The 26570-nt window shown below is 63.3% G+C and carries 23 protein-coding genes and 1 tRNA gene; 10 read left to right on the top strand and 14 right to left on the bottom strand.

What is annotated here, in order from left to right; all coding sequences use genetic code 11:
- The first annotated feature begins 22 nt into the window (after window positions 1–22).
- Genes GRI65_RS13845 through GRI65_RS13835 form a run of 3 tightly spaced genes read left to right on the top strand, consistent with a single transcriptional unit; the run spans window position 23 to window position 5144 of the window.
- Window positions 23–1618 carry an alpha-amylase family glycosyl hydrolase gene (locus GRI65_RS13845; protein WP_160757289.1) on the top strand — a complete coding sequence of 532 codons (1596 nt, stop codon included), beginning with the start codon at window positions 23–25 and terminating at the stop codon, window positions 1616–1618.
- Window positions 1606–3660 carry a glycoside hydrolase family 97 protein gene (locus GRI65_RS13840; RefSeq protein ID WP_160757183.1) on the top strand — a complete coding sequence of 685 codons (2055 nt, stop codon included), beginning with the start codon at window positions 1606–1608 and terminating at the stop codon, window positions 3658–3660. The genes GRI65_RS13845 and GRI65_RS13840 overlap by 13 nt, the downstream gene beginning before the upstream one ends.
- The gene (locus GRI65_RS13835) at window positions 3657–5144 is read left to right on the top strand and encodes a tryptophan halogenase family protein (RefSeq protein WP_160757182.1); all 1488 of its coding nucleotides are present in this window, start codon (window positions 3657–3659) and stop codon (window positions 5142–5144) included. The genes GRI65_RS13840 and GRI65_RS13835 overlap by 4 nt, the downstream gene beginning before the upstream one ends.
- A 65-nt stretch (window positions 5145–5209) precedes the next feature.
- Here the strand turns inward: GRI65_RS13835 and GRI65_RS13830 are convergent.
- The 4 genes from GRI65_RS13830 to GRI65_RS13815 form a co-directional block, all read right to left on the bottom strand.
- Window positions 5210–5285 (bottom strand) — tRNA-Lys (locus tag GRI65_RS13830).
- A gap of 24 nt (window positions 5286–5309) precedes the next feature.
- Complete coding sequence (folK, locus tag GRI65_RS13825; RefSeq protein ID WP_160757181.1) at window positions 5310–5810, bottom strand: 2-amino-4-hydroxy-6-hydroxymethyldihydropteridine diphosphokinase; 501 nt, start codon at window positions 5808–5810, stop codon at window positions 5310–5312.
- Between the two features lie 2 nt (window positions 5811–5812).
- Window positions 5813–6664: an N-carbamoylputrescine amidase gene (aguB, locus tag GRI65_RS13820; protein WP_160757180.1), complete on the bottom strand. Its 852-nt coding sequence runs from the start codon at window positions 6662–6664 to the stop codon at window positions 5813–5815.
- A gap of 17 nt (window positions 6665–6681) precedes the next feature.
- Window positions 6682–7539, bottom strand: coding sequence for a class I SAM-dependent methyltransferase (locus tag GRI65_RS13815; protein WP_160757179.1), 858 nt, complete (start codon window positions 7537–7539; stop codon window positions 6682–6684).
- 97 nt (window positions 7540–7636) lie between these two features.
- Between GRI65_RS13815 and msrA the strand changes: the two genes are divergently transcribed.
- Both msrA and GRI65_RS13805 read left to right on the top strand, forming a co-directional pair.
- Window positions 7637–8179 carry a peptide-methionine (S)-S-oxide reductase MsrA gene (gene msrA / locus GRI65_RS13810; protein ID WP_160757178.1) on the top strand — a complete coding sequence of 181 codons (543 nt, stop codon included), beginning with the start codon at window positions 7637–7639 and terminating at the stop codon, window positions 8177–8179.
- Window positions 8180–8544: 365 nt separating this feature from the next.
- Window positions 8545–9369, top strand: a complete 825-nt coding sequence (locus tag GRI65_RS13805; RefSeq protein WP_160757177.1) for a hypothetical protein — start codon at window positions 8545–8547, stop codon at window positions 9367–9369.
- Window positions 9370–9466: 97 nt separating this feature from the next.
- Here the strand turns inward: GRI65_RS13805 and GRI65_RS13800 are convergent, their stop codons facing one another.
- Window positions 9467–9790: a hypothetical protein gene (locus GRI65_RS13800; protein ID WP_160757176.1), complete on the bottom strand. Its 324-nt coding sequence runs from the start codon at window positions 9788–9790 to the stop codon at window positions 9467–9469.
- A gap of 116 nt (window positions 9791–9906) precedes the next feature.
- Entirely contained in the window at window positions 9907–11139 is a 1233-nt protein-coding gene (locus tag GRI65_RS13795) for an RsmB/NOP family class I SAM-dependent RNA methyltransferase (RefSeq protein WP_160757175.1), read from the bottom strand.
- 55 nt (window positions 11140–11194) lie between these two features.
- Here GRI65_RS13795 and GRI65_RS13790 point away from each other — a divergent pair, with 55 nt between their 5' ends.
- Window positions 11195–11377 (top strand): DUF1674 domain-containing protein, encoded by a 183-nt coding sequence (locus tag GRI65_RS13790; RefSeq protein ID WP_160757174.1) that lies wholly within the window; start codon window positions 11195–11197, stop codon window positions 11375–11377.
- Here GRI65_RS13790 and GRI65_RS13785 read toward each other — a convergent pair.
- From GRI65_RS13785 to GRI65_RS13770, 4 genes are all read right to left on the bottom strand, one after another.
- Window positions 11374–12744: a cytochrome P450 gene (locus tag GRI65_RS13785; protein ID WP_160757288.1), complete on the bottom strand. Its 1371-nt coding sequence runs from the start codon at window positions 12742–12744 to the stop codon at window positions 11374–11376. The genes GRI65_RS13790 and GRI65_RS13785 overlap by 4 nt on opposite strands.
- Window positions 12745–12833: 89 nt before the next feature.
- A complete protein-coding gene (gene hemH / locus GRI65_RS13780) occupies window positions 12834–13868 on the bottom strand; it encodes a ferrochelatase (RefSeq protein ID WP_160757173.1) in 1035 nt (344 codons plus the stop codon).
- A complete protein-coding gene (locus tag GRI65_RS13775) occupies window positions 13865–16165 on the bottom strand; it encodes a molybdopterin cofactor-binding domain-containing protein (protein WP_160757172.1) in 2301 nt (766 codons plus the stop codon). The genes hemH and GRI65_RS13775 overlap by 4 nt, the downstream gene beginning before the upstream one ends.
- 2 nt (window positions 16166–16167) lie before the next feature.
- Window positions 16168–17157, bottom strand: coding sequence for an Mrp/NBP35 family ATP-binding protein (locus GRI65_RS13770; RefSeq protein ID WP_160757171.1), 990 nt, complete (start codon window positions 17155–17157; stop codon window positions 16168–16170).
- A gap of 73 nt (window positions 17158–17230) precedes the next feature.
- Between GRI65_RS13770 and hflK the strand changes: the two genes are divergently transcribed.
- From hflK to GRI65_RS13755, 3 genes are all read left to right on the top strand, one after another.
- Entirely contained in the window at window positions 17231–18379 is a 1149-nt protein-coding gene (gene hflK / locus GRI65_RS13765; RefSeq protein ID WP_232844189.1) for an FtsH protease activity modulator HflK, read from the top strand.
- A gap of 3 nt (window positions 18380–18382) precedes the next feature.
- Window positions 18383–19234: a protease modulator HflC gene (gene hflC / locus GRI65_RS13760; RefSeq protein WP_160757170.1), complete on the top strand. Its 852-nt coding sequence runs from the start codon at window positions 18383–18385 to the stop codon at window positions 19232–19234.
- A 130-nt stretch (window positions 19235–19364) separates the two neighbouring features.
- Window positions 19365–20912: a Do family serine endopeptidase gene (locus GRI65_RS13755; protein ID WP_160757169.1), complete on the top strand. Its 1548-nt coding sequence runs from the start codon at window positions 19365–19367 to the stop codon at window positions 20910–20912.
- Between the two features lie 71 nt (window positions 20913–20983).
- Here GRI65_RS13755 and GRI65_RS13750 read toward each other — a convergent pair whose 3' ends face one another.
- The 4 genes from GRI65_RS13750 to GRI65_RS13735 form a co-directional block, all read right to left on the bottom strand.
- Window positions 20984–23179, bottom strand: a complete 2196-nt coding sequence (locus GRI65_RS13750; RefSeq protein ID WP_160757168.1) for a transglycosylase domain-containing protein — start codon at window positions 23177–23179, stop codon at window positions 20984–20986.
- 131 nt (window positions 23180–23310) lie between these two features.
- Window positions 23311–23715 carry a peptide-methionine (R)-S-oxide reductase MsrB gene (gene msrB, locus GRI65_RS13745; RefSeq protein ID WP_160757167.1) on the bottom strand — a complete coding sequence of 135 codons (405 nt, stop codon included), beginning with the start codon at window positions 23713–23715 and terminating at the stop codon, window positions 23311–23313.
- 45 nt (window positions 23716–23760) lie between these two features.
- On the bottom strand, window positions 23761–24432 hold the full coding sequence (locus GRI65_RS13740) for a glutathione S-transferase family protein (RefSeq protein ID WP_160757286.1): 672 nt from the start codon (window positions 24430–24432) through the stop codon (window positions 23761–23763).
- 80 nt (window positions 24433–24512) lie between these two features.
- The gene (locus tag GRI65_RS13735; protein WP_232844188.1) at window positions 24513–24896 is read right to left on the bottom strand and encodes a hypothetical protein; all 384 of its coding nucleotides are present in this window, start codon (window positions 24894–24896) and stop codon (window positions 24513–24515) included.
- Between the two features lie 125 nt (window positions 24897–25021).
- On the opposite strand from GRI65_RS13735, the gene GRI65_RS13730 reads away from it, so the two are divergent.
- A complete protein-coding gene (locus GRI65_RS13730) occupies window positions 25022–26452 on the top strand; it encodes an NAD-dependent succinate-semialdehyde dehydrogenase (RefSeq protein ID WP_160757166.1) in 1431 nt (476 codons plus the stop codon).
- Window positions 26453–26570: the final 118 nt, after the last annotated feature.

Raw genomic sequence — 26570 nt, 5'->3', positions numbered from 1 at the left:
GGCGAGCACTGTTACCGACCGGATGGCAAACCCCGTCAGTGATACCGCGCCGTGGTGGCGCGGTGCGGCGATCTACCAGATCTATCCGCGCAGTTTCATGGATTCCAACGCAGACGGGATCGGCGACCTGCCGGGCATTGCCAGCAAGCTGGAGCATGTTGCGCGGCTGGGCGTCGATGCGATCTGGATTTCGCCCTTCTTCACCAGCCCGATGAAGGATTTCGGATACGACGTTTCCGATTATTGCGATGTCGATCCGATCTTCGGCACGCTGGCCGATTTCGACAGAGTCGTGAAACGCGCCCATGCGCTCGGGCTGAAGCTGATAATCGACCAGGTTTATTCCCACACATCGGATGAACATGCCTGGTTTGCCGAAAGCCGCTCCTCCCGCGATAATCCGAAGGCGGACTGGTATGTCTGGGCAGACGCCAAGCCGGACGGCTCGCCGCCATCCAACTGGCAATCGGTGTTCGGCGGTCCGGCGTGGACCTGGGACGCCCGCCGACGGCAATATTACCTGCACAATTTTCTCACCAGCCAGCCGCAGCTGAACGTGCACAACGCCGCCGTGCAGGATGCCCTGTTGGACGTGGCCCGCTTCTGGCTGGACCGCGGGGTCGACGGGTTCCGAATCGACGCGCTCAATTTTGCGATGCACGATCCGCAATTGCGCGATAATCCACCGGCGGCGGCGACCAATCGCCCGCGCAGCCGGCCGTTCGATTTCCAGCAGCGTATTCACAACCAGTCGCATCCCGATATTCCCAAATTCATCGAACGTATCCGGCAGGTTACGGATGATTACGACGCCATTTTCACCGTCGCCGAAGTTGGCGGGGACGAGGCCGAGCGGGAAATGAAATCCTTCACCGAAGGCAGCACCCATCTCAATTCCGCCTATGGGTTCAACTTCCTCTACGCCGATCACCTGACCCCGGAACTGGTTTGCGCCGCCCTGTACGAATGGCCGGACGAACCCGGTATCGGCTGGCCAAGCTGGGCGTTCGAGAACCATGATGCACCGCGCGCGCTTTCGCGGTGGTGCCGCCCGGAAAACCGCGAAGCCTTCGCCCGGATGAAGATGCTGCTGATGGCCTGCCTGCGCGGCAATATCATCCTATACCAAGGCGAGGAATTGGGGCTGACGCAGGTCGATATTCCGTTCGAGAAACTGCGCGATCCCGAAGCGATCGCGAACTGGCCGCTAACCCTGTCGCGCGATGGTGCACGGGCACCGATGCCGTGGACCCGCGATCCGAAATCGGGCGACTTTTCGGATGCCGAACCGTGGCTGCCGCTGGGCGAGGACAATCTCGCTCGCGCGGTAGAAGGGCAGAAGGATGGCTCGATCCTTGCGCACACAGCCGCAATGCTCGCGCTGCGCAACCAACACCCGGCCTTGCGCAGCGGCGCGGTGACGCGCTGCCATGCCGCCGACGGAATTCTCGTCCTCGACCGCAGCGCACCGGGCGAGACGATCCGCTGCATCATCAATTTCACTGACCGGGTGCACCCATTGGCGCCCGAGACCGCGACTGGCGCCGTGCTGGCCGCAGTCAACGGCGCGACCCCCGACACACTGCCTGAATTTGGAGCCCTGATATGCCGAAACTGACCCTGCTATTCGCCTCTGCCTCGCTCGCGGCCCTACTTGGCGCAGTCGGCGCGGCGCAGGCCGGTACGGTCACCTCGCCCGACGGCCGGATCACCGTCACCCTCGACGCTGATAACGACGGGGTGCCATTCTACGAAGTGGCGCGCGACGGGAAACCGCTGATCGCGAAATCCAGCCTCGGCTTCAATTTCACCGATGCCAACCCGATGCGTCGCAACTTCGCAATCGAGAGCGAAACCGCAGCGTCAGCCGATACCAAGTGGGAACAGCCGTGGGGCGAGCGGCAATGGGTCGCGGACGTGCACAACGAACTGGCAGTGACCTTCCGCGAGGCTGGCGAAACGCCGCGCCGGGTGACCGTGCGGATGCGGGTGTTCGATGGCGGGGTCGGCTTCCGCTATGAATTTCCGCAGCAGGACACCCTGCCGGTCGCACGGATCGCGGAGGAACTGACCGAATTCAACATTGCCGGCGAAGGAACCGCCTGGTGGATCCCCGGCGGCGATTGGAACCGCTACGAATATCTCTATTCCAGGACCCCGATCCGCGAGGTGTCGATCGCGCATACGCCAATCACGCTGCGGCTTGAAAACGGCACCCATATGTCGTTCCACGAAGCGGCGCTGGTCGATTATTCAGGGATGTGGATGCGGCGGATGGACGGGACCCGGTTCCGCGCCATGCTCGCGCCGTCCTCGCGCGGGCCGAAAGTCGTACGGGAAGGCGCCTTCAACACCCCGTGGCGCGCCATGCGCGTCGCCGATGACGCGGCAGGGCTGGTGGAAAACGATCTTGATCTGAATTTGAACGAACCCAACAAGCTGGGCGATGTCAGCTATTTCGAACCGGCCAAATACATCGGCATCTGGTGGGGGATGATCCGCGGCGACTGGAGCTGGGCCCAGGGGCCCAATCATGGTGCGACCACCCAGCGGGCGAAGGATTATATCGATTTCGCCGCGGCAAACGGCTTCCGCGGGGTGCTGATCGAGGGGTGGAACGTCGGCTGGGACGGCAATTGGTTCGGCAACGGCCGCGACTACAGCTTCACGCAGGCGTATCCCGATTTCGACCTGGAGGAAGTAACCAGCTATGCCGCCGAAAAAGGCGTCCACATCGTCGGGCATCACGAAACCGGCGGGAACATCGAAGTTTACGAGCGGCAGCTGGAAGATGCGATGGCAATGAACGCGCGCCTCGGGATCGATGTCGTCAAGACCGGCTATGTCGCTGATGCCGGCGGGATCATTTCCTGCAATGCAGACATCACCGATCCCTGCGGCAAGGAAATCTTCGAGTGGCATGACGGGCAGCGCATGGTCCAGCACCATCTGAAGGTCGTGGAAACCGCCGCCGCCCACAAAATCGCGATTAACCCGCACGAACCAGTCAAGGACACCGGCCTCCGCCGTACCTATCCAAATTGGGTCGCTCGCGAAGGCGCCCGCGGGCAGGAATATAACGCCTGGGCCCGCTTCGCCAACGGCCCGGATCATGAACCCACATTGGTCTACACGCGGATGCTTTCGGGCCCGATGGATTACACCCCTGGTGTGCTCGGGCTGGTCGGGTCGGACGGTGTCCCGATCGCGTCAACCAAGGCGAAGCAGCTCGGCCTGTATCTGGCGATCTACTCGCCGATCCAGATGGCGGCCGATTTCATCGAAAGCCTCGCCAAGCACCCGCGCGAACTGGAATTCATCCGCCAGGTTCCCGCCGATTGGGCAGAAAGCCACCTGATCGCGGGCGAGGTCGGCGATTACGCCATCTTTGCGCGCAAGGACCGGAACAGCGCAGAATGGTATGTCGGCGGCGTCAACGACGCGACCGAGCGGACGGTGGAACTGGATTTCGATTTCCTCGAACCCGGGGCCAGCTACCGCGCGACTATCTGGAAGGACGGGCCCGGCGCGACCTATGAAACCGAGGCGCGCCACAACATCGCCTACGACACCGCCACCGTAAAACGCGGGGACACAATGCCAGTGTGGCTTGCCCCCGGCGGCGGACTTGCGATCAGGCTGGAGAAGCTTTCCAAGTGAGCCAAGCCCCCACCCCGCCGAAAATCGTCGTCCTTGGCGGCGGCAGCGCGGGGTGGATAACGGCCTGCCTGATGGCGCGGGCGTGGGGCGGCAGCCATGTGACCGTGGTCGAAAGCCCGGACATCGGGATCATCGGCGTGGGCGAAGGGTCGACCCCGCAGTTAAAGGCGTTCTTCGATCTGATCGGCGTGGCGGAAGCCGACTGGATGCCGGCCTGCGATGCTACTTACAAGATGGGGATCCGCTTTACCGGCTGGAGCGAACGCCCGGGGTACGAAAGCTATTTCCACCCCTTCCCGGGGCCGACGGACCTTCATACGGAGCCGGCATTCCTGCACAATTGCGCGCTGGCGCGGCGCGGTTTCGAAGTTCCGGCGCATCCCGACGCGTTCTTCCTTGCCAGCCGACTGGCGGCAGAGGGCAAAGGACCGCAGGCAGGCGAAAATTTCCCGTTCGCTCCCAGTTACGGCTATCATTTCGACGCTTACAAGCTTGGTGCCTTCCTGCGGAGCCATGCAGCGGCGCAAGGGGTCACGCATCTCGAACGGCTCGTCAGAGAGGTGGAACGCGGTGCGGACGGCGACGTCGCTGCGCTTGTGTGCGAGGGCGGCGAACGGATTGACGGCGATCTGTTTGTCGATTGCTCGGGCTTTGCCGGGGTAATTGCGCAGCAGGCGCTGGGGGAACGGTTCGTATCTTTCAGCGACACACTGTTCAACGACCGCGCGGTGGTCATGCCCACGCCCCGCAGTCCGGATTACCGCCCCCAGACCGAAGCAGTCGCCATGTCCGCGGGTTGGCGCTGGTCGATCCCGCTTACCAGCCGCATCGGCAATGGCTACGTCTATTCCTCCAGCCACCAGTCGGACAAAGACGCAGAAGCTGAGCTTCGCGCCGCGTTGAGCCTGTCCGGCAGCGAGACCGAGGCACGGCATCTGCGCATGAAGGTCGGCCGCGTCGAAAACAGCTGGTCGCGGAACTGCCTGTCTACCGGCTTGGCGCAGGGGTTCCTCGAACCATTGGAAGCCACCGCGCTGCACATCGTGATCGCGACCGCACTCGAATTCATCAGCGCTTACGAGGCAGGGAACTTCACAGACCAGCACCAAGCCCGCTTCAACACCTCGATCGCGGAGCGGATCGACGGTATCCGGGACTACATCACCGCCCATTACCGTCTGAGCCAGCGCAGCGACACGGAATACTGGCGCGAGAACGCAACAAACCAGAACTTGTCCGAAGGCCTCAAATCGATGATGACGGCATGGTTCACCCATCAGGACATCGCCGCCGCAAACGAACGCGCCTACCCCCAGCGGCCCTACTCGGCGGCAAGCTGGCACTGCCTGATGGCCGGTTACGGCACCTTCCCCGCAGCCGAAAAGATGCAAGCCCCGCCAGCAAACCTGCGCGCAGCCGAAATGGCGGATGTCGGCCGCATCCTCACCGCCAGCGCGAAGAATTTCACTGTCCTGGGAAGATAAAAGCGACTGCGGACAAGACGATGGCGCGCAGTTCGGACTGTAACCCGCCGCCGCCGATAAAATAATGGTGAGCCCTGCTGGGTTCGAACCAGCGACCTACTGATTAAAAGTCAGTTGCTCTACCGACTGAGCTAAGGGCCCGCACATGGGGGTGTCTCGGGCCGCTCACCTAGGGGCGGGGCGCGGGCGGGTCAAGCGGGTATGGAGCTGTTTTATCGTCAGCCCGGTAATCGGATCGCGCCAGCTTGCCGCGACGGTTGCCGCGGGGCCGAGGACGAAGCTGCGGTCCCGGTAGGCGATATGGGGGATGACCAGCGCTGCCGAGCCGAAGCTGCCGCCGCTCCACAGGATGATGTCGAGGTCGAGGACGCGGGCTCGCCAGCGCTGTCCGGAGCCAGTCCTGCCGAAATCGCGCTCGATCCGTTTTAGCCGGTCCAGCACCTTTTCCGGCGGCAGGTCACTCGCAACAATTGCCGCACTGTTGGCGTAGTGCCGCTGCGAGGGACCGATCGGAGCGGTCGAGACAGGGGGTGATGCGCTGACCACCGCCAGCCCTGCCCTGCCCAGACTGTCGAGCGCCGCCGCGAGCACCTTGCGTGGATCGCCGTGACGGGGGTGCCGGACGTTGGAACCCAGCGCCACCAGATAGCTGCCCGGCGCAGGCAAGCTCAGATATCCTCGCAGATCCGGCCGTAAAGCTGCGGACGGCGGTCGCGGAAGAACCCCATGCCGGCGCGGTGCTTTTCCGCCAGCGTTAGGTCCAGCGTCGCCACCAGCACGCCGTCTTCCTCGCCGCCGAATTCCGCAACCAGATCGCCCCATTCGTTGGTGATGAAGCTGTGGCCGTAGAAGCTCTGTTCGCCTTCCGCGCCGATCCGGTTCGCGGCGACGACGGCCATGCAGTTGGACACCGCGTGACCCTGCATTGCGCGGCGCCACAGATGGCTGGTGTCGAACTCCGCATCGTAGGGTTCGGATCCGATGGCGGTGGGGTAGAACAGCACTTCGGCGCCCATCAGCGCCATTATCCGTGCACATTCGGGATACCACTGGTCCCAGCAGATGCCGACGCCGATCGTGGTGCCGAAGACGTTCCAGACCTTGAAACCGTCGTTACCCGGGCGGAAATAGTACTTTTCTTCATAGCCCGGCCCGTCGGGAATATGGCTTTTGCGGTAGGTGCCCATCACTTCGCCGTCGGGCCCGATCATGGCGAGGGTGTTGTAATAGTGGTGCCCGTCCCGCTCGAAGAAACTGGTCGGAATGGCGACACCCAATTTCTTCGCCAGCTTGCGCATCGCGATGACCGAGGGGTGTTCCAAGGTCGGACGGGCGAGCGCAAACAGCGCCTCGTCCTCGGCCTGGCAGAAATACGGGCCGGAAAACAGTTCCGGCGGCAGGATTACCTGCGCTCCATCGGCGGCGGCGTTTTCCACCAGTTGCACGGCGGCGTCGATATTGTCCGCCTCGTCAGCAGAGCCGAGCGGTAGCTGGAGGGCGGCGACAGTGATCTCTCTCATGGCGCCGCCCCTTAGACCTATTCTGCCTTGCGGAAAAGCAGGGTCATCCGGTCGCTTTCACCCTTGCCCTTCAGGTCTCCGCGCTTGGTGGCGAGGACCGGCGGCATTTCCCACACGCCTTCCGCGTGATCGGCGGTGTCCATCGGATTGGCGTTGATCTCGCTCGAATCGACCAGCGCGAAGCCGTTGAGGCGCATGAAATCAACCACGTCCTGCTGCTTGAGATAGCCCTTCGTACCGTTCGTATAGCTCCACGGGGCGTCCGCCTTCGCGCGGTGCTGGACCACGCCGAGCATGCCGTCACCCTTCAGAAGTTCGCGCATGGCGCGGATTTCGGTGTCGGCGGTTCCGCCGCGGGTGATGCCGTGAAGGCTGCGGATTACCAGGATGCGGTCAAACGTGCCGCGCTGGTCGTCGGGGATGCTGTCCAATGTAAGGCCGCCGAAACGGTCTGCCGACAGCCCGGTGTAACCGGCGACTTCCGCCGGGAAACCAGCGGCGGCGTCCCGCAGGCGCTGCTGGCGGGCGGCATCGGCGGTGGCGGTGAGCGGATTCGCGTAGAGCCCGACCAGCTGACCTTCGCCGCCGAGATAATGGCCGAGCAACCGCGAATACCAGCCGCCGCCAGGGGCGTATTCGCCCACCTTCATGTCGGGTGCGACCTGGAAGAAGCTGAGAGTTTCGACCGGATGGCGGAACTGGTCGCGGGCCTTGTCCTCGGCGCGGGTGGGGTGGTTGATCGCGCCGGAGAACGCCTCCGCATGCTGGGCACTGAAGTCTGCCGGGAGCGGCAAATTGTGCGCGTGACCATCGGCCAGCGCGGGCGCCGCAAGAACCAATACGCCGGCAGTGGCGGCAAGAAACAGCTTCTTCATGATGATACCTCTCGAAGGAATTCGAATATTGGCGAAACGCCGCGATGGCAAATCCGGATTACGTTCTTATGTTCGCACGAAAGCCATGGAGAATTCAATGAGCAATACACAGCAGGCCATCATCGCAGGCGGATGTTTCTGGTGCACCGAAGCGGTGTTCCGGGATGTCGTCGGAGTGAGCGAAGTCGAAAGCGGCTATATCGGCGGCAGCGTCGAAAATCCGACCTACAAACAGGTCTGCAGCGGCACCACCGGCCACGCCGAGGGCATCCGCGTGACCTTCGATCCCGAGGTGATTTCCTACGCAGAAATGCTCGACGTGTTCCTTGGCACGCATGACCCGACGCAATTGAACCGGCAGGGCAATGACGTCGGCACCCAGTATCGCAGCGCGATCTTCCCGCTAGACGACAACCAGCGCGCCGAAGCCGAAGCGGCGATCGCGCGGGCGAACGAAGATCACGGCGGCAAGGTGGTCACGACCATCGAAGAGCCGACCACATGGTATCCTGCAGAGGATTACCACCAGGAATACTGGGATAACGAAGGTCAGCGCAATCCCTATTGCCAGGCGACGATCCCGCCCAAGCTTCTGAAGCTGCGCAAGAGTTTCCAGAACAAGGTGAAACAGGGCGCTTGATGGGCGTGCTTCCGACGGGGCGTCTCTTTAGGCGCTCCGCCGGAAGCCTGACCCCCGATGAGATGCACACAAGACGAGTAACGGCTGGTTGTTGGAGTGTTCGTCAAGAAGCAGACTGTTCGGAAACGAGACCCAAGCGGAAATTGCTTCGCAAACCGATTTTTTGGTGATTAGTTACGATTAGACCGACGGCCATTCGCCAAGTAAGAACGCACAATCAGCGATCGGCCTAAAAGCAAGGCGTGCCCTATTTCTGTTCTTGCTTGGCGAGTAATATACTGCGGTTCACAAACTTGAGCGGGCATCGCCAATTGGCACAGGCGATTGCTTGCCGAATTTTAATCATGCGGTGATATGAGTCCCAGGTGGATATCAAGCAGTTCTCGATCCTTTCGGTGCTAGTCGTGCCTATCGCGATGATCATTCTGCTTGCACTGATAGGAAAATCCGTCCCGAAAAAAATCGCAACGAGCTTTCCCTTTCAGACGTTTGCGACCGTGTGGTTTATTGGAATCTTCGCTGTTCCAATCAGCGCTATTTACTTCGATGCTCAGGACGATTTCTTTAAGGATCGCTACGCGCTGGTCCGCGATGGCCTAGGCATGCCTGCCAATGTCGAGGTCCCTTCCCCAGGTCGCTTCAGTGGCGGTTTGGGCGACTGCTGGTCGAATTCGGTAAACTGGAGTTTAAAAGCCACATTCCCATCGGATGAGCAGCTGGGGCTGTGGTTTGCACAACAGTCCTACCGCGAGCCGCTGGTCAAGCAAATTTCCGCCTATTTCGATACGCCGATGGACCAGATCACTGTGCTCAATGGCGCGCTTGATGCGCGTGAGATCGACAAAAAATGGATGTCTGACATCAACGAGCCGATGCGCGAATGGTGGCAGTATCGCCGCCGCAACTATTTCAAGCCGAGTGTGTGTCTGGCGATTGATCGGCCTGATGAAACTGGCGAAGGGCTGATTTTGCGCCCGTGCGACCCTGTCGTCCTGCCAGAAGATATGGGCAATATGGGCCGCGTCATCCTCAATCGCAGCGGATCATCCGCAGTTTTGGCTGGCGAAATTTACTATGCAACCGGCCCTTCATATTGCACTAATCCCGTGCGCCGTGTGGTCAACAATGCGCTGGGCCTACCTCATCCCGAAGCGCGCCGCCCTGACGATGGCAGCACCCTGCCGCTTTAGGTTAGGAAGCTCTTTGGTAAGTGGCAGGGCGAGGGGGTGTAAGTGTCATAGCCGCTTGCAATCCGATTGCAAGTGATCCGTGGCCCGAGGGCTATTATCAAACGGTCAATTCTGCCCGCGGCGAATTTGAGATATTCCAAGCCAGCCCACCGCTCTTTTCAAGCATGACCAACCTGTAATTTAGCGCCTGAACCACGATGGGCTCGAAAGAGGCGTAGGACGCGACGATCTCGGCGGGACCCTCACCGGGCTGAGAAGGGGCTGTCAGATCGTGTGCGATACCGGCAACAATTGCCCAAACTGCCAGAAATGCGGTGCCTATCAAACCGAATATCCAGCCAAACTCACGGCTGTTTGCGATCAGAGCGATCAAAAGCAGCGCCACAAAACAGCCGCAACCCTTTCCCGCTTTGCCCATCATCCGCCCCCTTCATCCGGAGATATCCCACACCGCAGCGAAAAAATAGCGCTAACGTCGGTTCCCACGACAAAGCGGCCATTCAAGCTCATGCGCGCGGTTCCCGAAACCCGTCGTTCCTACTTCGTCCAGCGTCCGATGAAGAAGCCGTCCATGCCGCCGGCTTCGGGCAGCATGGTGGGGTCGGTGTTCAGCCAACCAGCCGCGTCGGGCTGTAATCCGGCGGGCAGTTCAGCGGCGGTGATGGGGGCCTGCGTTAGCGGGACGGCGCCGGTCTGGCCGCGGCCTTCCTCTTCCTCCAGCGAGCAAACGGCGTAGACCAGCGTGCCGCCTTCGGGCAGCCAGCTTGCCGCGCGGGCGAGCAATTTTGCCTGCAATTCGGCCATTTCGCCGATCTGGCGCGGGCCGATCCGGTGCAGCACGTCGGGATGGCGGCGGCAGGTACCGGTCGCGGTGCACGGCGCGTCGAGCAGGATCGCGTCGAACTGCTTGGCGGGCTCCCATGTCAACGCATCGGCGGTGATGATTTCCGCGGCAAGTCCGGTGCGATCGAGATTGTTGCGCAGCAATTCCAGCCGCCGCTCGCTGATATCCAGCGCGGTGACCTGCCAGCCCGCGGCCGCGAGTTGCAGGGTCTTGCCGCCCGGTGCGGCGCACAGGTCCAGCACACGTTTTCCTTCGCCGGCGCCCAGCAGGCGGGCCGGGAGTGTCGCCGCGAGGTCCTGGACCCACCAAGCGCCTTCCTCGAAACCGGGCAGTTCATCGATCGGGGTGCCGCGCGGCAAGCGCACATGGCCGGGCGCGAGGCTCTGTCCGCCCAGTTCCGCCGTCCATTTTTCGGTTTCGGCATGATCCTTCAGCGCCAGGTCGAGCGGAGGCGGTTCGGCCAGCGCGCCGACGATGCTGTCGGCCTTCTCGCCCCAGCGAACCATTACCGCGTCGCTTGGCGTGGGGCCTTCGGGCAGCTTTACTTCGCGCTTCGCCAGGGTGGAGAACACCCCGTGCGCCAACCTGCGCGGCCCGCCGGTCAGCAGCGGCAGCGCAGTGGCGATCACCGCGTGCGGCGGCGTGCCAAAGCGCAGCCATTGCACCAGCATCAGCCGGATCACGCTCCGCGCCTTGGCATCATCGGACAAGCGATTGCGGGTGGCGCTGTCGATCATCGCGTCGAGATCGACCAGCCACCGCATTACTTCGGCTGCAATTGCACGCGCCAGGGCACGGTCGGCGGGGCCGTTGATGCTGCGAAGCGCGGCGCGTTCCGCCTGCTCGAGCGTCTCGCCGCGGTGAAGCACGGCATCCATCATGCGCAGCGCGGCGCGGCGGGCGGGTAATCCGGGAGTATCTACCATCGCAGCGCCCCTATCCGCGATTGCAATGAAGGGCCAGCGATACCATGTTGTAAAAATGACCCAGCGAGCCACCAAGCGTCCCGAAGACTTCGCCAAGCCGAGCCACTGGAACAACGATCCCGTGCCGCAGCCGGAAACGCCCAAGGTGTCTGGCAAGCCCGCGGACGGCGACAAGCATGGTCTCAGCCCAACCCGCTACGGCGACTGGGAAAAGAACGGCATCGCTATAGATTTTTAGAGCGGTTTGAAGCTGACCTTCAGGCCGTCCTTCGGCTGGGGGATCGGCCACGGCTGCCACTGGGGCTCATAACCCTCGGCGACCTTGACTTCATAGCGGGTCAGAACATGCGCGAGCAGGATCTTCACCTGCATATAGGCAAAGTGCAGGCCAAGGCACATATGCGCCCCGCCGCCAAACGGCACCCAGGCGTATTTGTGCCGCGCCTTCACCTGTTCCGGGGTGAACCGCATCGGATCGAAGCGCAACGGATCCGGCCAGTGTTCTTCCTGATGGTGCACCAGATGGACATTGATGCCGACCTGCGTTCCCGCCGGAATGGTGTATCCGCCATGTTCGAAATCGCGCAGTGCACGGCGCGGGATGGACGGGACCGGCGGCATGAAACGCAACGCTTCCTTGAACGCCATCTCGGTCAGTTCCAGCTTGCCGAGGTCGTCGTAATCGACCGGTTTGCCTTCACCGCCGGTGACCGCGCGCAGTTCCTGCCGGACCTTCTCCTGCCAATCGGGGTTCGCCGCCAGCAGCCACAGCAGCGAGGTCGCGCTGGACGTGATCGTGTCATGCGCGGCCATCATCAGGAAGTTCATGTGATCGACCACGGATTCCACGCTCAACAATTCACCGTCTTCGTCGGTCGCGTTGGCGAACTGGCTGAACATGTCCTGCCCGCCGCCCAGCTCGCGCCGCTTCAGCGCTTCCTTGCTGAAAAAATCGACCAGGAATTCGCGGCCCTTCACGCCCCGGCGCATCAGCGTACCCGGCAGCGGCTTGCGGATCGGCGCGACGGAGGCCTGGACCATGTCGACGAAGGCCTGGTTGATCCGGTCGGCTTCGGGCCCGAAGGGAATGCCGATGAAGCTGTCGGCGGCCAGATCGAGCGTCAGCTTCTTGATCGCGGGATAAAACGCCATTTCGGCGCCGCCCCATTCCTCCACCCGCGCCGCAATTCCGCGGTTGAGGGAATCGGCGTAATGCCGCATCGGCCCCGGCTTGAACGCAATCGACAGCGCGCGGCGATCGGCCCGGTGATGGTCGAAATCGATCAGCATCAATCCGCGGGGGAACAGTTGGTCGAGCACCGGACCCCAACCCTGTTCGGAGGAGAACAGCTTGTCCCGGTCGAACAGCATCAACTCGTTCGCATCGGCCCCGATCAGTCCGACATTCCACCGCCCGAACGCCCAGTTCTTGTAGACCGGGCCGTAGGTCGCATACATCCGCTGCGCAAAGGCGTGCGGATCGGCCAGCATCTTGAAGGTGTTGCCCACCAGCGGCCAGCCGCCCTCGCCCGGGATATGGTCCAGCGCGTTCGGTGGCAGCTGCTGGCTCCAGTGCTGCGGCCACGCATTCGGTGCACCCCCCATCGTGATTTTCGGCGCGGAAATGGCGGCTTCTTGTGCGGCGGTAGCCATCGGATTCTCCCTACTTACCCCAGTGTAAGTAAGTCCGTCCGCTAAATCCAGCCCGACAATTCGCGGCGGATGATGATTTCCAGCATCTCCATCCCGGCGTCGCTGCTGTTGAGGCAGGACAGCGCAGCAAATTCCTCGCCGCCCGCCTCGGCGAATTGTTCCGCGCCCTGGATCGCCAGTTCCTCCAGCGTTTCGAGGCAATCGACCGCGAAACCCGGCGCGGCGATGGCCATGCGGCGGGTACCGGCCTTGGCCTCCGCTTCCAGCGTGTCATCGGTTGCAGGCGTCAGCCATTTCGCGCGGCCGAAGCGCGATTGGAATGTCGTCTGGAACCGCATTGCCGGGCGCTTGCCTTGTACCTTCATTTCCGCTTCCAGCAGGCGGGCCGTTTTCTGGCAGTGGCAATGGTACGGATCGCCCTTGTAGAGCGTGCGTTCGGGCATTCCGTGGAAACTCAGCAGCAGCACTTCAGGCTCGAACGCCAGCGCGTCCAGCTGGCGCGTAAGGTCTTTTGCAAGGGCGCTGATATAGGCCGGATCGTCATGATAGGGCGGCATCGTCCGCAAGGTTGGTTGCCAGCGCATCTTGCCCAGCGCCTCGCCCGTCTTGTCGACCACCGTCGCGGTCGTAGCGCCGCAATATTGCGGATACATCGGGGCCAGCAGGATCCGGTCGCAGCCCGCGTCCTTCAGCCGGGTCAGTTCCTGTTCGATCGAGGGATTGCCGTAGCGCATCCCCCAGCCGACCTGAACGCTGTTCCCGAGCCGCAGCTGCAATGCTTCCGCCTGATCGGCGGTCAGGGTGGCGAGCGGCGAACCGTGCTTGCCCCATACCTGCGCATAAGCCTGCGCCGATTTCTTCGGCCGGGTGTTGAGGATGATCCCGCGAAGGATCGGCTGCCACGCGATCTGGGGAATTTCCACAACCCGCCGGTCCGACAGGAATTCGAGCAAGTATTTCTTCACCGCCTGGGTCGTCGGCGCATCGGGCGTGCCGAGATTGACCAGCAGCACCCCGATGTTGCCGCTACGGACCGGGGGATGTTCGGGGCTGAGCTGCTGCGGGGTCCAGGTCATAATCCGTCCGCAAATAGAGGCAGGCGGCGGATGCGCAAGCCGGTTGCGGAATAGAGGGCGTTGGCGATGGCTGGCGCGGCGACCGCCACGCCCAGTTCGCCGGGGTCGAATGGCGCGGCCTTGCTGCTGATGAAATCCACTTCCACTTCGGGACAATCGACCAGCGACGGCAGACCAAGCGAGCCGAGCCGCTTCGTCGTCGGCACGCCGTCCACATATTCCAGCGCGGATCCCAGCGCGAGCGCCATGCCGAACAGCAGCCCGCCCTCGATCTGCTGGCGAGCGATGTCGAGGTTCACGATCCGGCCAATGTCCGCGACTGCGGTCAGTCTGGTTACGCGGGCTCCGCCGCCGTCCCGCCGGGCGGTCGCGATACAGGCGATCCGGCCGGCATCTTCGCCCTCCCCGATGCGGTGGCAGGCGAGGCCCTGACCGCTCTGGTCCTTGCCCCCGTCCCATTGCGCCAGCCGCGCGACATCCTGCAGGCACCGCGCCAGACGCAGGTCACTGCCAAGCATCTCGATCCGGTAAGACAGCGGTTCACGCCCGTGCTTCCACGCCATCTCGTCCACGAAACTCTCGGTGACGAAGGCGGTGATGCCATGCGCATTGCCGCGCATCCGCCCGGTGGGCAGACCAATCCGCACCGGCACATGATCGAGCGCGACATTGGGAATCGAGTACGGCGGCATGGCCCCTTCCATGACCATCGGGTCCGCCTCGCCAGCCGCGTTTTCGATCGCCGCCCAGTTGGTCTTGTTGCCGAACAACCGGTGACCGAATTCCTTGCCGGACGCCGGGGCGGCCATGCGCACGCGCAGGGTCTCTATTTCTCCGCCGGTGCCGACATTACCGTCACCCCGGCCGAGCTTGGCGGATACCAGCACCGCAGCGGGCATCCGCGGTTTCCCGCTGAGCAGTTCCTGCCCGCGCGGCCACATCAGCTGAACAGGGCGTACACCGTCTTTCGACACTTCGCGGGCGATCAGCGCGGCCTCGACCGCGTGGTCATGTTCCAGCCGCCGGTCGAAACTGCCGCCCGCCGGCATCGGATAGAGCACCACGTCGCTGGCGGAAATCCCCAGCGTCCTTGCGGCCGCTTCCCGCGCGGCTTCGGGGGCCTGCGTCGCCATCCACAGTTCCAGCCGGCCATCGCCGTAGCGCGCCGTCACGGTCGTGGTTTCCAGCGTGGCGTGGGTCGCAGGCGCGAAATCATAACGCCGCGCGACCTGGGTTTTTTCCATCAGGCTGTCACCCTCGCCGCGGACCGCAATCCGGGTGGCCTCGCCGCGCCGCACCGCTTCATCCAACACCGCTTCGATGGTTGAGGAATTGACCGCCTCGTCCACATCGAACCGCGGGTCCATCCGGGTCAGCGCCTGATCGGCGCTCCACCAGCTGTCCGCCACCGCGGCGAGCCACCTTTTGCCCTTCACGATCGTGCCCAGTCCCGGCATCCCGGCGGCTTCGCCCGCTTCGAACCGGGACAGCACCGCCTGGTTGACCGGTCCGTGGCGGATCGACGCATAGAGCATGTCGGGCAGCCGCACATCGCCCGCGAACAGATAGCTTCCATCCACCTTGGACGGCAGGTCGAGGCGCGGAAACGCAGTAGGCGCGTCTGCCAATCCGAAAATTGGATCTTCGGCGGCGCCTTCGGGCAACAGCGGCGGCGGATCGGGCGGCGTATATTCGGCTGCCTCCTCCACCAGTTCCGCGAAACTCAGCCGCATGTCCCCGGCCCGGATGAAGCCGCCTTCCGCGATGCATTCTTCCCAGCTTATGCCCCAGCGGTCCGCCGCAGCCATCGCCAGCATCGCCCGCGCGGACGCGGCGGCAGCCCGGCACGGCATTTCATAGGCCGCCAGTGACGTGCCGTCCGCCGTGACGTTGAAGCGGCTTTCCTGCGCATAACGCTGCGCCAGCAGGTCGTCCGCGTCATTCGCCAGCCCGGGCAACGCCGGCATCCACAGCGAAGCCCAGCGCGCGGCGAGCGGGATGTTGGCGTAGGCGCCGCTGACCGGGGCCGGTTCCACCGCGACCTGCCGCCAGTCCGCGCCAAGTTCCACCGCCACAATCTGCGGCAGTAATGTGGTAATACCCTGACCCATTTCCAGCTGCGGGACGGCGACGGTGATCACCCCGTCCTTGCCGATCTTGAGCCACGCATCGAACGCATATTCGCCGCGGCCCGGCGCTAGCGGCGTGGAGAAACTGCGCGGGCGCAGGGTCCAAGCGGCCACCAATCCCCCGCCGATCGCGGCGCCGACCAGAACGTTCCGGCGGCTAAACTGCATCGTCAGACCGCCTCGGCTACCGATGAGGCGTCGAGCCAGTCGGACAGGGACCGGGCAATCGCGGCAAAGGCTTCGGCCTGCGGTCCGTCCTGCGCCGCCGTCGGCGTTCCGGCATCGCTGTCTTCACGGATATCGATCGCCAGCGGAATGCGCCCCAGGAACGGTATGCCGGTGGCTTCGGAAGCGTCTTCCACGCCGCCCCGCCCGAACGGATCGCTGATCTCGCCGCAATGGGGACAGGCATAGCCGGCCATATTCTCGACCAGCCCGATCAGCGGTATCTTTCCCGTTTCGAACAGGTTCGCCGCACGCTGCGCGTCGATCAGGGCGAGATCCTGCGGGGTCGATACGATGATCGCGCCCGCGGGCTTGTGCTTCTGCAGCATGGACAGCTGCACATCACCGGTGCCCGGCGGCAGATCGACCAGCAACACCTCGGCATCGCCCCAATGCGCGTCAATCAGCTGGCCCAGGGCATTGCCCGCCATCGGACCGCGCCACGCAATGGCTTTTCCTGGTTCGACGAGATGCCCCATCGACAGGACCGACACGCCCCATTTGCTTGGCACCGGGATCAGCTTGCCGTCTTCCGCCTTGGGCCTCTCGCCCTTGTTCGCCAGGATCGTGGGCTGCGAAGGACCGTAAATATCGGCGTCGACCACCCCGACCTTGCGGCCCATCCGCGCAAGCGCAACTGCCAAGTTCGCGGTCAGGGTCGATTTTCCGACTCCGCCCTTGCCTGAACCGATGGCGATGATCCGCCGCGGCGCCGGCTCGGGTGCGCGGTCAGCAATCATCGCGACCCGCACCTCCTCGACCGCGTCCGCACCGCCGACCAGGTCCTTCACTGCGGCTTCCAATTTTTCGCGTCCGGACGCACCCAGCCCCGCGGCATCGAGCACCAGTGTGGCGACTCCATCCTTGAATTTTGCCGTTTGCACCCGCGTGGCAATCGAAGCGGGAAGCCGTGCCCTGATTTCGTCCTGATCCATCGCGGGCTTCCCTAGCAGCAATTTCGTGACCGCAACCCCTGTTTTTCTTGAGGCGGAACCCTATAAAGACTGCATGGACATTTTGACGGGTTTTACCAACAGGATCGGGCTTGCCATGGCTGGCAAGAGCCCATGGGGCGGAAACAAGGGCAGCGGTGCCTCCGGAGATGGAGGCGCCGGCGATGGTGATGACGGCAAGAAGGCCGGCGGCAAACCCGGTGGCCCGCGCAACCCGTGGCTTCCTTCGGGCGGCGACGACGCGCGGCGTTCGGCCAAGATCGAAGATATTTTCAAGAACCGCGGCCCCGAAGGCCCGCGGCGCGGCGGCGGTCCCGGCGGCCCGAATTTCCGCATGCCCCAGCGCCCCGGCGGCAAAAGCTGGCTCCCGATTGTAGCTTTGGTGGTGGTGGTCGCTTGGCTCCTGATGAGCTCGGTCCATTTCGTCCAACCGAAAGAACAGGGTATCGTCACGACCTTCGGCAAATATTCGGGGACCCTACAGCCAGGTACCAATTTCTCCGCCCCCTGGCCGTTCCAGAACGTCAGCGTCGAGCAGGTCAGCACCATCCGGTCCGAACGGATACCGGAAGGCGGGGAGCAGAAACTGATCCTCACCGGCGACCAGAATTTGGTGGACCTGTCCTATCTCATTCGTTGGAACATCAAGGATCTGAAGCAATACCAGTTCCAGTTGGCCGAACCCGACGAGACGGTTCGCGAAGTGGCTGAAGCCGCAATGCGCGCCTCGGTTGCAGAACGTACGCTGGACGAGACCTTCTCCGGCGCGGGCCGTGCAGAAATCGAACAGCGGGTTCGGACCCGGATGCAAGCCGTGCTGGACGCCTACCGTTCGGGTATCGCGGTGCAAGGTGTCGAAATTGCCAAGACCGACCCGCCCGCCGAAGTGAACGAGGCGTTCAAGGACGTCACCGTGGCAGAACAGGACGCCGATGCGGCGGTGAACACCGCGCGGGGTACCGCGCAGCAGATCCTCGAGCGGGCGCAGGGTGAAACCATCGCCTTCGACAAGGTTTACGAGGAATACCGCCAGGCTCCGGAAGTTACCCGGCGGCGGCTGTATTACGAAACGATGGAGCGTGTGCTGAGCCAGACGGACAAGACGATCGTCGAATCCGGCGGGGTACAGACTTATCTGCCATTGCCGGAAATTCGCCAGCGTGCGCAAGAACGCGCGCCAGCCACTTCCGAACAGGGACAGTAAGTCATGGAAAATATCTGGGAAAACCATAAGCTCTCGATCATGGCCGTCGCTGCCGTGATTATCGTGCTGCTTATGTCCGTGGTCATCGTGCCAGAAGAACAGCAGGCCGTGGTCGTGCGAACGGGTGAGCCGGTCCGCGTGATCAACCGCTTCGAAGCGGACCAACCCTACGGTGAAACCGGGGCCGGCATGGTCCTGAAAATCCCGTTGGTCGAACAGGTCCAGTTCGTCGACAAGCGCGTCCTCGATCTTGATATGGAGCGCGAACAAGTCCTGTCGAGTGACCAGCAACGCTTGCTGGTGGACGCCTACGCCCGGTTCCGGATCATCGACCCGGTGCTGATGGTGGAAACCGCCGGCACCACTGACGGCGTGCGTACCCAGCTGGAACCGATCCTCAACTCGGTCCTGCGTCAGGAACTTGGTCGGCGCACCTTCGCCAGCCTGCTGACGGCGGAACGCGGCCAGGCGATGTCGAACATCCGCGAAAAGCTGGATGTGCAGGCGCGCGAATACGGCGCTCAGGTGATCGACGTGCGGATCAAGCGGACCGATCTGCCCGATGGCACGCCGCTTGAATCCGCGTTTCGGCGAATGAAGACCGACCGTGAACGTGAAGCGCGGACCATCCGTGCACAGGGCGAACGCAACGCCCGTGTCATTCGCGCTGAAGCCGATGCGGAAGCGGCGCGGGTCTATGCCGACAGTTTCGGCAAGGACCCGGGCTTCTATGATTTCTACCGCGCAATGCAGAGCTATGACACGACCTTCGCCAAGGGCGAGGGTCAGGGCCAGAGCCAGATCATCCTGTCGCCCGATAATGAATATCTGCGGCAGTTCCGCAACGGGCAATGATCTGTCCAGCCGCTGAACCGATTACAACTGTCGTTCAATCGGTGTTCAGGGCGCTTGGGCTGTAATTGTGGAAAGTCGTGCCGGGCGCAGTGTCGCCCGCTCGCTCACCAAAGAAGAGGAATTTAACCCAGTGCGATATGCTTACGGATTGACATCAGCGCTGCTGGTCGGCGGCGCGGCGATTTCCCTGGTCACCGGATTTCCCGCCGGTGCGCAAGTTGCCCAGAACGAAGGCCTGCAGATGGAGCGCGCGGTTCCGCGCGCCGGTGCGCCGGAAAGCTTCGCCGATCTGACGGCGCAGCTGCAGCCTGCCGTGGTCAACATTTCCACCCGCCAGCGGGTCGAGGTCCAGCGTAGCGCCAATCCGTTCGCGGGTACGCCATTCGCCGATCTGTTTGGCCAGCGCGGCGGCGCCCAGCCCCAGGAACCGATCACTCGCGAAGCGCAGTCGCTTGGTTCGGGCTTCATCGTCTCGGCCGATGGCTACGTGGTTACGAACAACCACGTGATCAGCCCGCCCAGCGATAGCAATGGACCCCGCGGTACGGTGGAAGAAATCACCGTCACCATGCCCGACGGCACCGAATATCCTGCCAAGCTGATCGGCAACGACGCAGCATCGGACCTCGCGGTGCTCAAGATCAACCGCGGAGAGCCCTTCCCGTTCGTGAAGTTCGGCGATTCGGCGCAGGCCCGGGTTGGCGACTGGGTTATTGCCATCGGCAATCCCTTCGGACTGGGCGGCACCGTCACCAGCGGAATCGTCTCGGCGGTCTATCGCAACGCAGGCGGCGGCGCATATGATCGCTACTTGCAGACCGATGCCAGCATCAACCGGGGCAATTCCGGCGGTCCGTTGTTCGACATGCAGGGCAACGTGATCGGCATCAACAACGCGATCTTCTCGCCATCGGGCGGTAACGTCGGGATCGGCTTTGCCATTCCCGCAGACGTCGCGGCGCCGATCGTGGAACAGCTGAAATCCGGCAAGCGGATCGAACGCGGCTATCTCGGGGTCAGCATCCAGCCGGTCAGCGCCGACATGGCGAACGCACTGGGCTTGCCGAGGAATCGCGGCGAGATCGTCCAGGTCGTGCGCGACGATTCGCCGGCAGCTGCTGCCGGGATCGAGCCGGGCGACGTGGTGACCAAGGTCAACAACAAGGAAATCACGTCGGACCAGACGTTGTCGTTCCTGGTTGCCAACATCGCTCCGGGCACGCGGATCCCGGTCGAACTCTACCGCGAAGGTACCCGGCGGACCGTCACCCTGACAGTCGGCCAGTTCCCGACGGAGGAAGAACTGGCGGAAGAACCCGCGTTCGATCCCGATGCGGAAACGCCTATGCCGGAAGGCCAGTCCAGCGGCATGCTCGAGGAATCGCTTGGGCTCCAGGTCATTCCGCTGACGCAGCAAATCGCCGGTCAGTTGGGGCTCCCCGGAACGACGCAGGGCGTGGTCGTGGCGGCGGTCGATCCAAATTCCGACGCCGGGACCAAGGGCCTGCGGCGCGGGGACGTGATCCTGTCTGCCAATTACAAATCGGTGACCAGCCCCGCCGACCTGGAACGGCTGGCTAAGGAAGCAAAGGATAGCGGGCGCGAGGCCCTGTTCCTGCGGTTCCAGCGGCGCGGTAACCCGCCGGTCTACACGTCGATCCGTTTCGCACGGCGCTGACACGAAAAATAAGGCCCCGCCGGTTAACCCGTGCGGGGCCTTTTTGCGTCCAAAGCTGATCGGCGATCGCCTTAGTTCTGCTGCCCGGGCGCGGGCATCTGGTCGGGCTGCCCCGGTTGCGGCACGCGCCGCGAATTCGTCGTCGGCGGGGGCCTCGTTTGTCCGGGGCCGCGGCCCGTCGCGCGGTTGAGGAAATCGTCACTGGCGGCTTGCGGCGCGCCATCGGCCGCCTCGGCAGGGTCACCTTCGCGGCGCGGCTGTACGCCGGGGATATTCTCGCCCTCGACGGGGAATGGCAGCGTGCCGGGTTCCGGCTGGAGCCGACCCGGCTCGATCAGGTTGCCCTGCTCGTCGACGTAATAATAATCATCCGGATCGCCGTAGTAATACTCCTCGTCCGGCTCGAGCTGCCATTCCGGCAGCTGCAATTCGGTATCGAACTTGGTGATCGGACGGTCCTTTACCGCATAGCGCATGAACGCTGCGAAGGCCTGGGCCGGCGCGCGTCCGCCCTGCAAGCCGGCGACTGCCTTGGCATCGTCCCTGCCCATCCACACGCCCGTAGTAATCCCGCTGGAGAAGCCGACGAACCAGCCATCCTTGTTGGAACTGGTGGTGCCGGTCTTCCCGGCAACAGGCCGGCCGATCTGCGCGGCCTTCCCGGTTCCGGTGTTGACTGCAGTCTGCAGCAGGTCGGTGATCCCGGCAGCGACATATTCCGGCACCAGCTGCGTTCGGCGTGCGTCTTCATGCTGGTACAGTACGTCCCCGTCTGAAGTAGTCACCTTGACGATACCGTACGGCTCCACCGATGTTCCGCCTTCGGACACCGACGCGAAGGCGCGGGTCATGTCGATCAGGCGGACCTCGGAACTGCCCAGCACCATCGAAGGGAAGGTTGAAATGGGCGAAGTTATGCCGAACCGCCGTGCCATCGATGCCACGGTCCCGAAACCAACCTCGTTGCCCAATTGCGCCGCGACCGTGTTCTTCGAATAGGCGAAGGCGGTGCGCACATCCATTTCGCCAGCATAGGAACCGCCCGAATTGCGCGGGCTCCAGCCGTCGATCGTGACCGGCACGTCCTTCACCCGGTCTTCCGGCGTATAGCCGGCTTCCAGAGCCGCCAGATAGACGAACAGCTTGAAGGCGGACCCCGGCTGGCGCAGCGCGTCGGTGGCGCGGTTATAGCTGGTGGATACGTAATCGGTGCCGCCCACCATCGCCAGGATCGCGCCGTCACGGTCGAGGCTGACCAGCGCGCCCTGCGTGTTGCCGGGCACATTGGCTTTGATCGCCGCGGTGCCGGCCTGCTGCATCCCGATGTCGATGGTGGTCCAAACCTCGATCGGCTCGAATGTTTCGGGCAGAAGCAAATCGAGCTGCGGCAGCGCCCAGTCGGTGAAATACCGGACCGAATTCTGCGCCCGGTCTTCCTTCAGCTTGACCGCCGAAACATCAACATCGGCTTCGCTGGCGGAAATGCGTTCCTGTTCGCGCATCAGCCGCAGCACCACGTTGGCGCGGCTGACGGCGGCCTGCACATCGGCGGTGGGTGAGTAGCGGGACGGTGCCTTCACCAGGCCGGCGATGATCGCGGCCTCGGCGGTGCTCAAATCGGTTGCCGGGTGGCTGAAGAATTTGCGGCTGGCGCTGTCGATGCCGTAGGCGCCGCCGCCGAAATAGACCTTGTTGAGATACAGCTCGAGGATCTGTTCCTTGGAGAACTTCGATTCCAGCGCCATCGCCAGCACCGCTTCACGCAGCTTGCGGTCCAGAGTCCGGTTGGAATTGAGGAAGATATTGCGCGCCAGCTGCTGGGTGATGGTAGACGTCGCGCCGAACCGCTTGGTGCCGGTCGCCCAGACATAGGTCGCCCGCGCGAGGCCGATCGGATCGATCCCGAAATGCGAACGGAAGCGGCGATCCTCCACCGCGACCATGGCCTCTTTCATAACCTCGGGGATTTCGCTGCTGTCGAGCCACTTGCCGAAACTGGGGCCAAGTTCCGCAATCTGCGTACCGTCACGCGCACGGACCACGATCGTCTGGGCGTTCTGCGTCGCGCGAAGCTGGCCGTAACTCGGCAACGAACGCGCGGCGAAGAGCACCGCGAGGCCGAGGAAAATTACGCCCAGGACACTGGCGATCACCCCGGACAGGACCAAGCGGCGGAACCAGCGTGCGAACCATCCGCGCTCTTTCTTCGCCGGCATTTCACTCGTTCCCCGTTTCAGAAAACGCCGCCGACTACCCCGCCTTGCCATGGGTTTCGATTACCTTTTCACGATCCGCCGTACGCACTGTCTGCGGGACGGTTCAATTCATCATGAGGGTGCATAGGCGAGTTGTAACCGCGCGTGAACGGCAAATGCAGGGAACGCCGTCCGCGCCGATCTCAGGCGTCGTCTTCCGGTACGAAATCAAGCGAAGCGCTGTTCATGCAATAGCGCGTGCCTTCGGGTGAAGGCCCGTCGGGAAAGATGTGCCCCAGATGGCTGTCGCACCGGCTGCATTTCGCCTCGATGCGGACCATGCCATGGGAGGTGTCGCGTTCCTGCTCCACCGCGTCGGAATCGGCGGGTACGGTGAAGCTCGGCCAGCCCGAGCCGCTCTCGTATTTCGCATCGCTGGTGAACAGCAATTGCCCGCAGGCGGCGCAGTGATACTCGCCCGTCGCCTTGTTTTTCTCCAGCGCACCGGTGAACGCCCGCTCCGTCCCGCCTTCGCGCATGACATGGTATTGTTCCGGCGTCAGACGTTCGCGCCATTCGGCTTCGGTGAGTTCGAGTTTGTCGGGCATATGGATCTCCTTTGGCCCGGATATGGGGCGAGACATCCCGGAATTCTACCCGTCGATATCCGCATAATGCGCGGGCGGCTGGATCACTTCCATCCGTTCCGACAGCAGCGGACGGAAACTGGGGCGGCTTTTGAACACGGCGTACCAGCCCCGCGTCTGTTCGTGACCAGTCCAGTCGATCCCGCCGAGGTAATCCGCGACCGATATCTGCGCGGCAGCCGCAAGGTCGGCCATGCTCATGGTCGATCCGGCCAGCCACGGGCGGGTGTCGATCAGGTAATCGATGTAGTCGAGGTGACCGTGCGCCATCTTCATCGCCTCGCGGATCGCGCGGCTGTCGGGCGGCTGCCGGTGAACGAGGCGCTTGCGCATCTTTTCGTTCAGTAGCGGCGCGGTGACATCGTGATAGAAATTCTCGTCGAACAAAGCCACCAGCCGGCGGATTTCGGCGCGGCCCGTGACCGTGCCGTTGATCATCGGCATCTTCTGGACGGTTTCTTCGAAATATTCGCAAATCGCGCGGCTGTCCGCGAGGATGATGTTCTTTTCCGGGTCGTGCAATACCGGCGTCCGGCCGGCAGGGTTAAGCGTGAAGAACTCGTCATTGCCTTCCCACGGATTCTCCCGCCACAAATCGTAGCCGATGCCCTTCTCGCTCATCAGCAACCGGACCTTGCGACTGAACGGGCACAGCGGGAATTGATGGAGACGCCACATGGCGCCGCTCATGCCGCAAGGCGCGGCCAGCGTCCACCGTCAGTGGGATGCCTGCCGCAAAAATTGTGGGCAATTGCGCATCAGGCGCCGGATGTGTCGAGCAGCAGGAGGCAGGACGGCATGATCTGGTCGATCTCGCCCGTAAAGCCCCCGGCGGCCCATAGGCGCTGCGCCTCCGTCATGAGCGCGGCGGCCACCGCGTCGCGGTCCATCCCGGTATCGTCCATCACCCGCGCGCTGGCCCGCACGAAAAACTCCCGGCCACGCTGGCCCAGCGCCGGATACGCCAGTGCATCCTTGTCCGACCGCGCCTGTCCGTCCGCAACCAGCGCAAACGCGGCGGAACACCGCAGCGCGGTGCGGCTTTCCAGGCTGAGCGGCTTGACCGCTGGACCCGGGGCGGGTTGCGCAGCCGCAAGGGCAGGCAGGAACAGCAGGGCGAGTGAGGCAATCGGCATTTTCATGAAGACATTCCTATCGGTTGCCACCTTAACCGGAGCAAACCGGGTAGCATTCGGGCCAGTCCACCCTATCTCCCCCGCATCACCCGTTACAAGCCCGCCCACGGGCACTGCATAAGGAACCGCCGATGAACACCTATCCCGCACTCCACATGTTGATCGGCGGCAGGCAGATTTCAGGCGACGGGCGCGATACGGACGAGGTGATCGATCCGGCAACGGGCGAAGTGCTCGGCAAGCTGCCTCTGGCCAGCTCGTCGGACCTCGACGCGGCGCTGGATAATGCGGCGAAGGGCTTTCGCACCTGGCGGACCACTCCCGCGGACAAGCGCGCCGCGGCACTCACCGGCGCGGCCAAGCTACTGCGCGAACGCGCCGGGGATATTGCCTGGATGATGACCCGCGAACAGGGCAAACCGCTGGCCGAAGCGAAAGGCGAGGTGATGTACTGCGCCAGCTTGTTCGAATTCTATGCGGGCGAATGCAAACGCAACTATGGCCGCACGCTGGTTCGCCCGGCAGGCAGCCGCACCGAAGTGCGTCACGAGCCGGTCGGGCCGGTCGCCGCCTTCGCGCCGTGGAATTTTCCGGCAATCAACGTCGCGCGCAAGGTCGGCGGACCGATCGCGGCGGGCTGTTCGGTAATCGTCAAGCCATCGGAAGAAACCCCCGCCGCCGGCATCGCCGTGGTCCAGGCGCTGCTCGACGCCGGTCTGCCGCCCGAGGTTTGCCAGGTTGTGTTCGGAGTGCCTGACGAGGTCAGCCGCCATCTGCTCGGTTCGCCCGTGATCCGCAAATTGAGCTTCACCGGATCGACCGTAGTGGGCAAGCATCTCGCGAAACTGGCCGCCGAGGACATGAAGCGCACCACCATGGAACTGGGAGGTCACGGCCCGGTGCTGGTATTCGCCGATGCCGATGTCGATGCAGTGCTGGACACCATGGTCCCGGCCAAGTTCCGCAATGCCGGTCAAGTCTGTGTCAGCCCCACCCGCTTCGTGGTGGAAGCGCCGATCTATGACCGGTTCCGCGACGGTTTCGTGGAACGTGCCAAGGCGATCAAGCTGGGCAACGGCCTTGAAGATGGCACACAGATGGGACCGATGGCCAACGCCCGCGGCACCGAGGGACTGGCCAAGAAGGTCGCGGATGCCGTCGAACACGGGGCCACGCTTCACACTGGCGGCGAACGCGTCGGTAACCAGGGCTTCTTCTATGCGCCAACGGTACTCAGCGATATTCCCGAAGATGCCGAGATCATGAACGAGGAGCCCTTCGGTCCGGTGGCGCTGCTCAATTCCTACGCCGGCGAAGCGGAGATGATCGCGGAAGCCAACCGGCTGCCCTACGGCCTTGCCGCCTACGCCTGGACCGAAAGCCCCGCCCGCCGCCGCCGTTTGGTTGAGGAGATCGAGGCGGGAATGGTGGCGATCAACGGCGCGTCGGTCAGCGCGGTCGACGCACCCTTTGGCGGGGTTAAATGGTCAGGTCACGGTAGCGAAGACGGCGCCGAAGGGGTAAGCGCTTGTATGGTTACCAAGACCATCCACGAATCCTGACCCGTCCGCCAATCGAAACCTCGCGATACTTAAAACGGAGTAATCCTGCCCCATGAAGACCCGCGCCGCCGTTGCCTTCGAAGCGAAGAAGCCGCTCGAGATAGTCGAACTCGATCTC

It is taken from the genome of Allopontixanthobacter sediminis (assembly GCF_009828115.1).
Taxonomy (GTDB): domain Bacteria; phylum Pseudomonadota; class Alphaproteobacteria; order Sphingomonadales; family Sphingomonadaceae; genus Allopontixanthobacter; species Allopontixanthobacter sediminis.
This window is presented reverse-complemented; position numbering and strand designations above follow the sequence as displayed.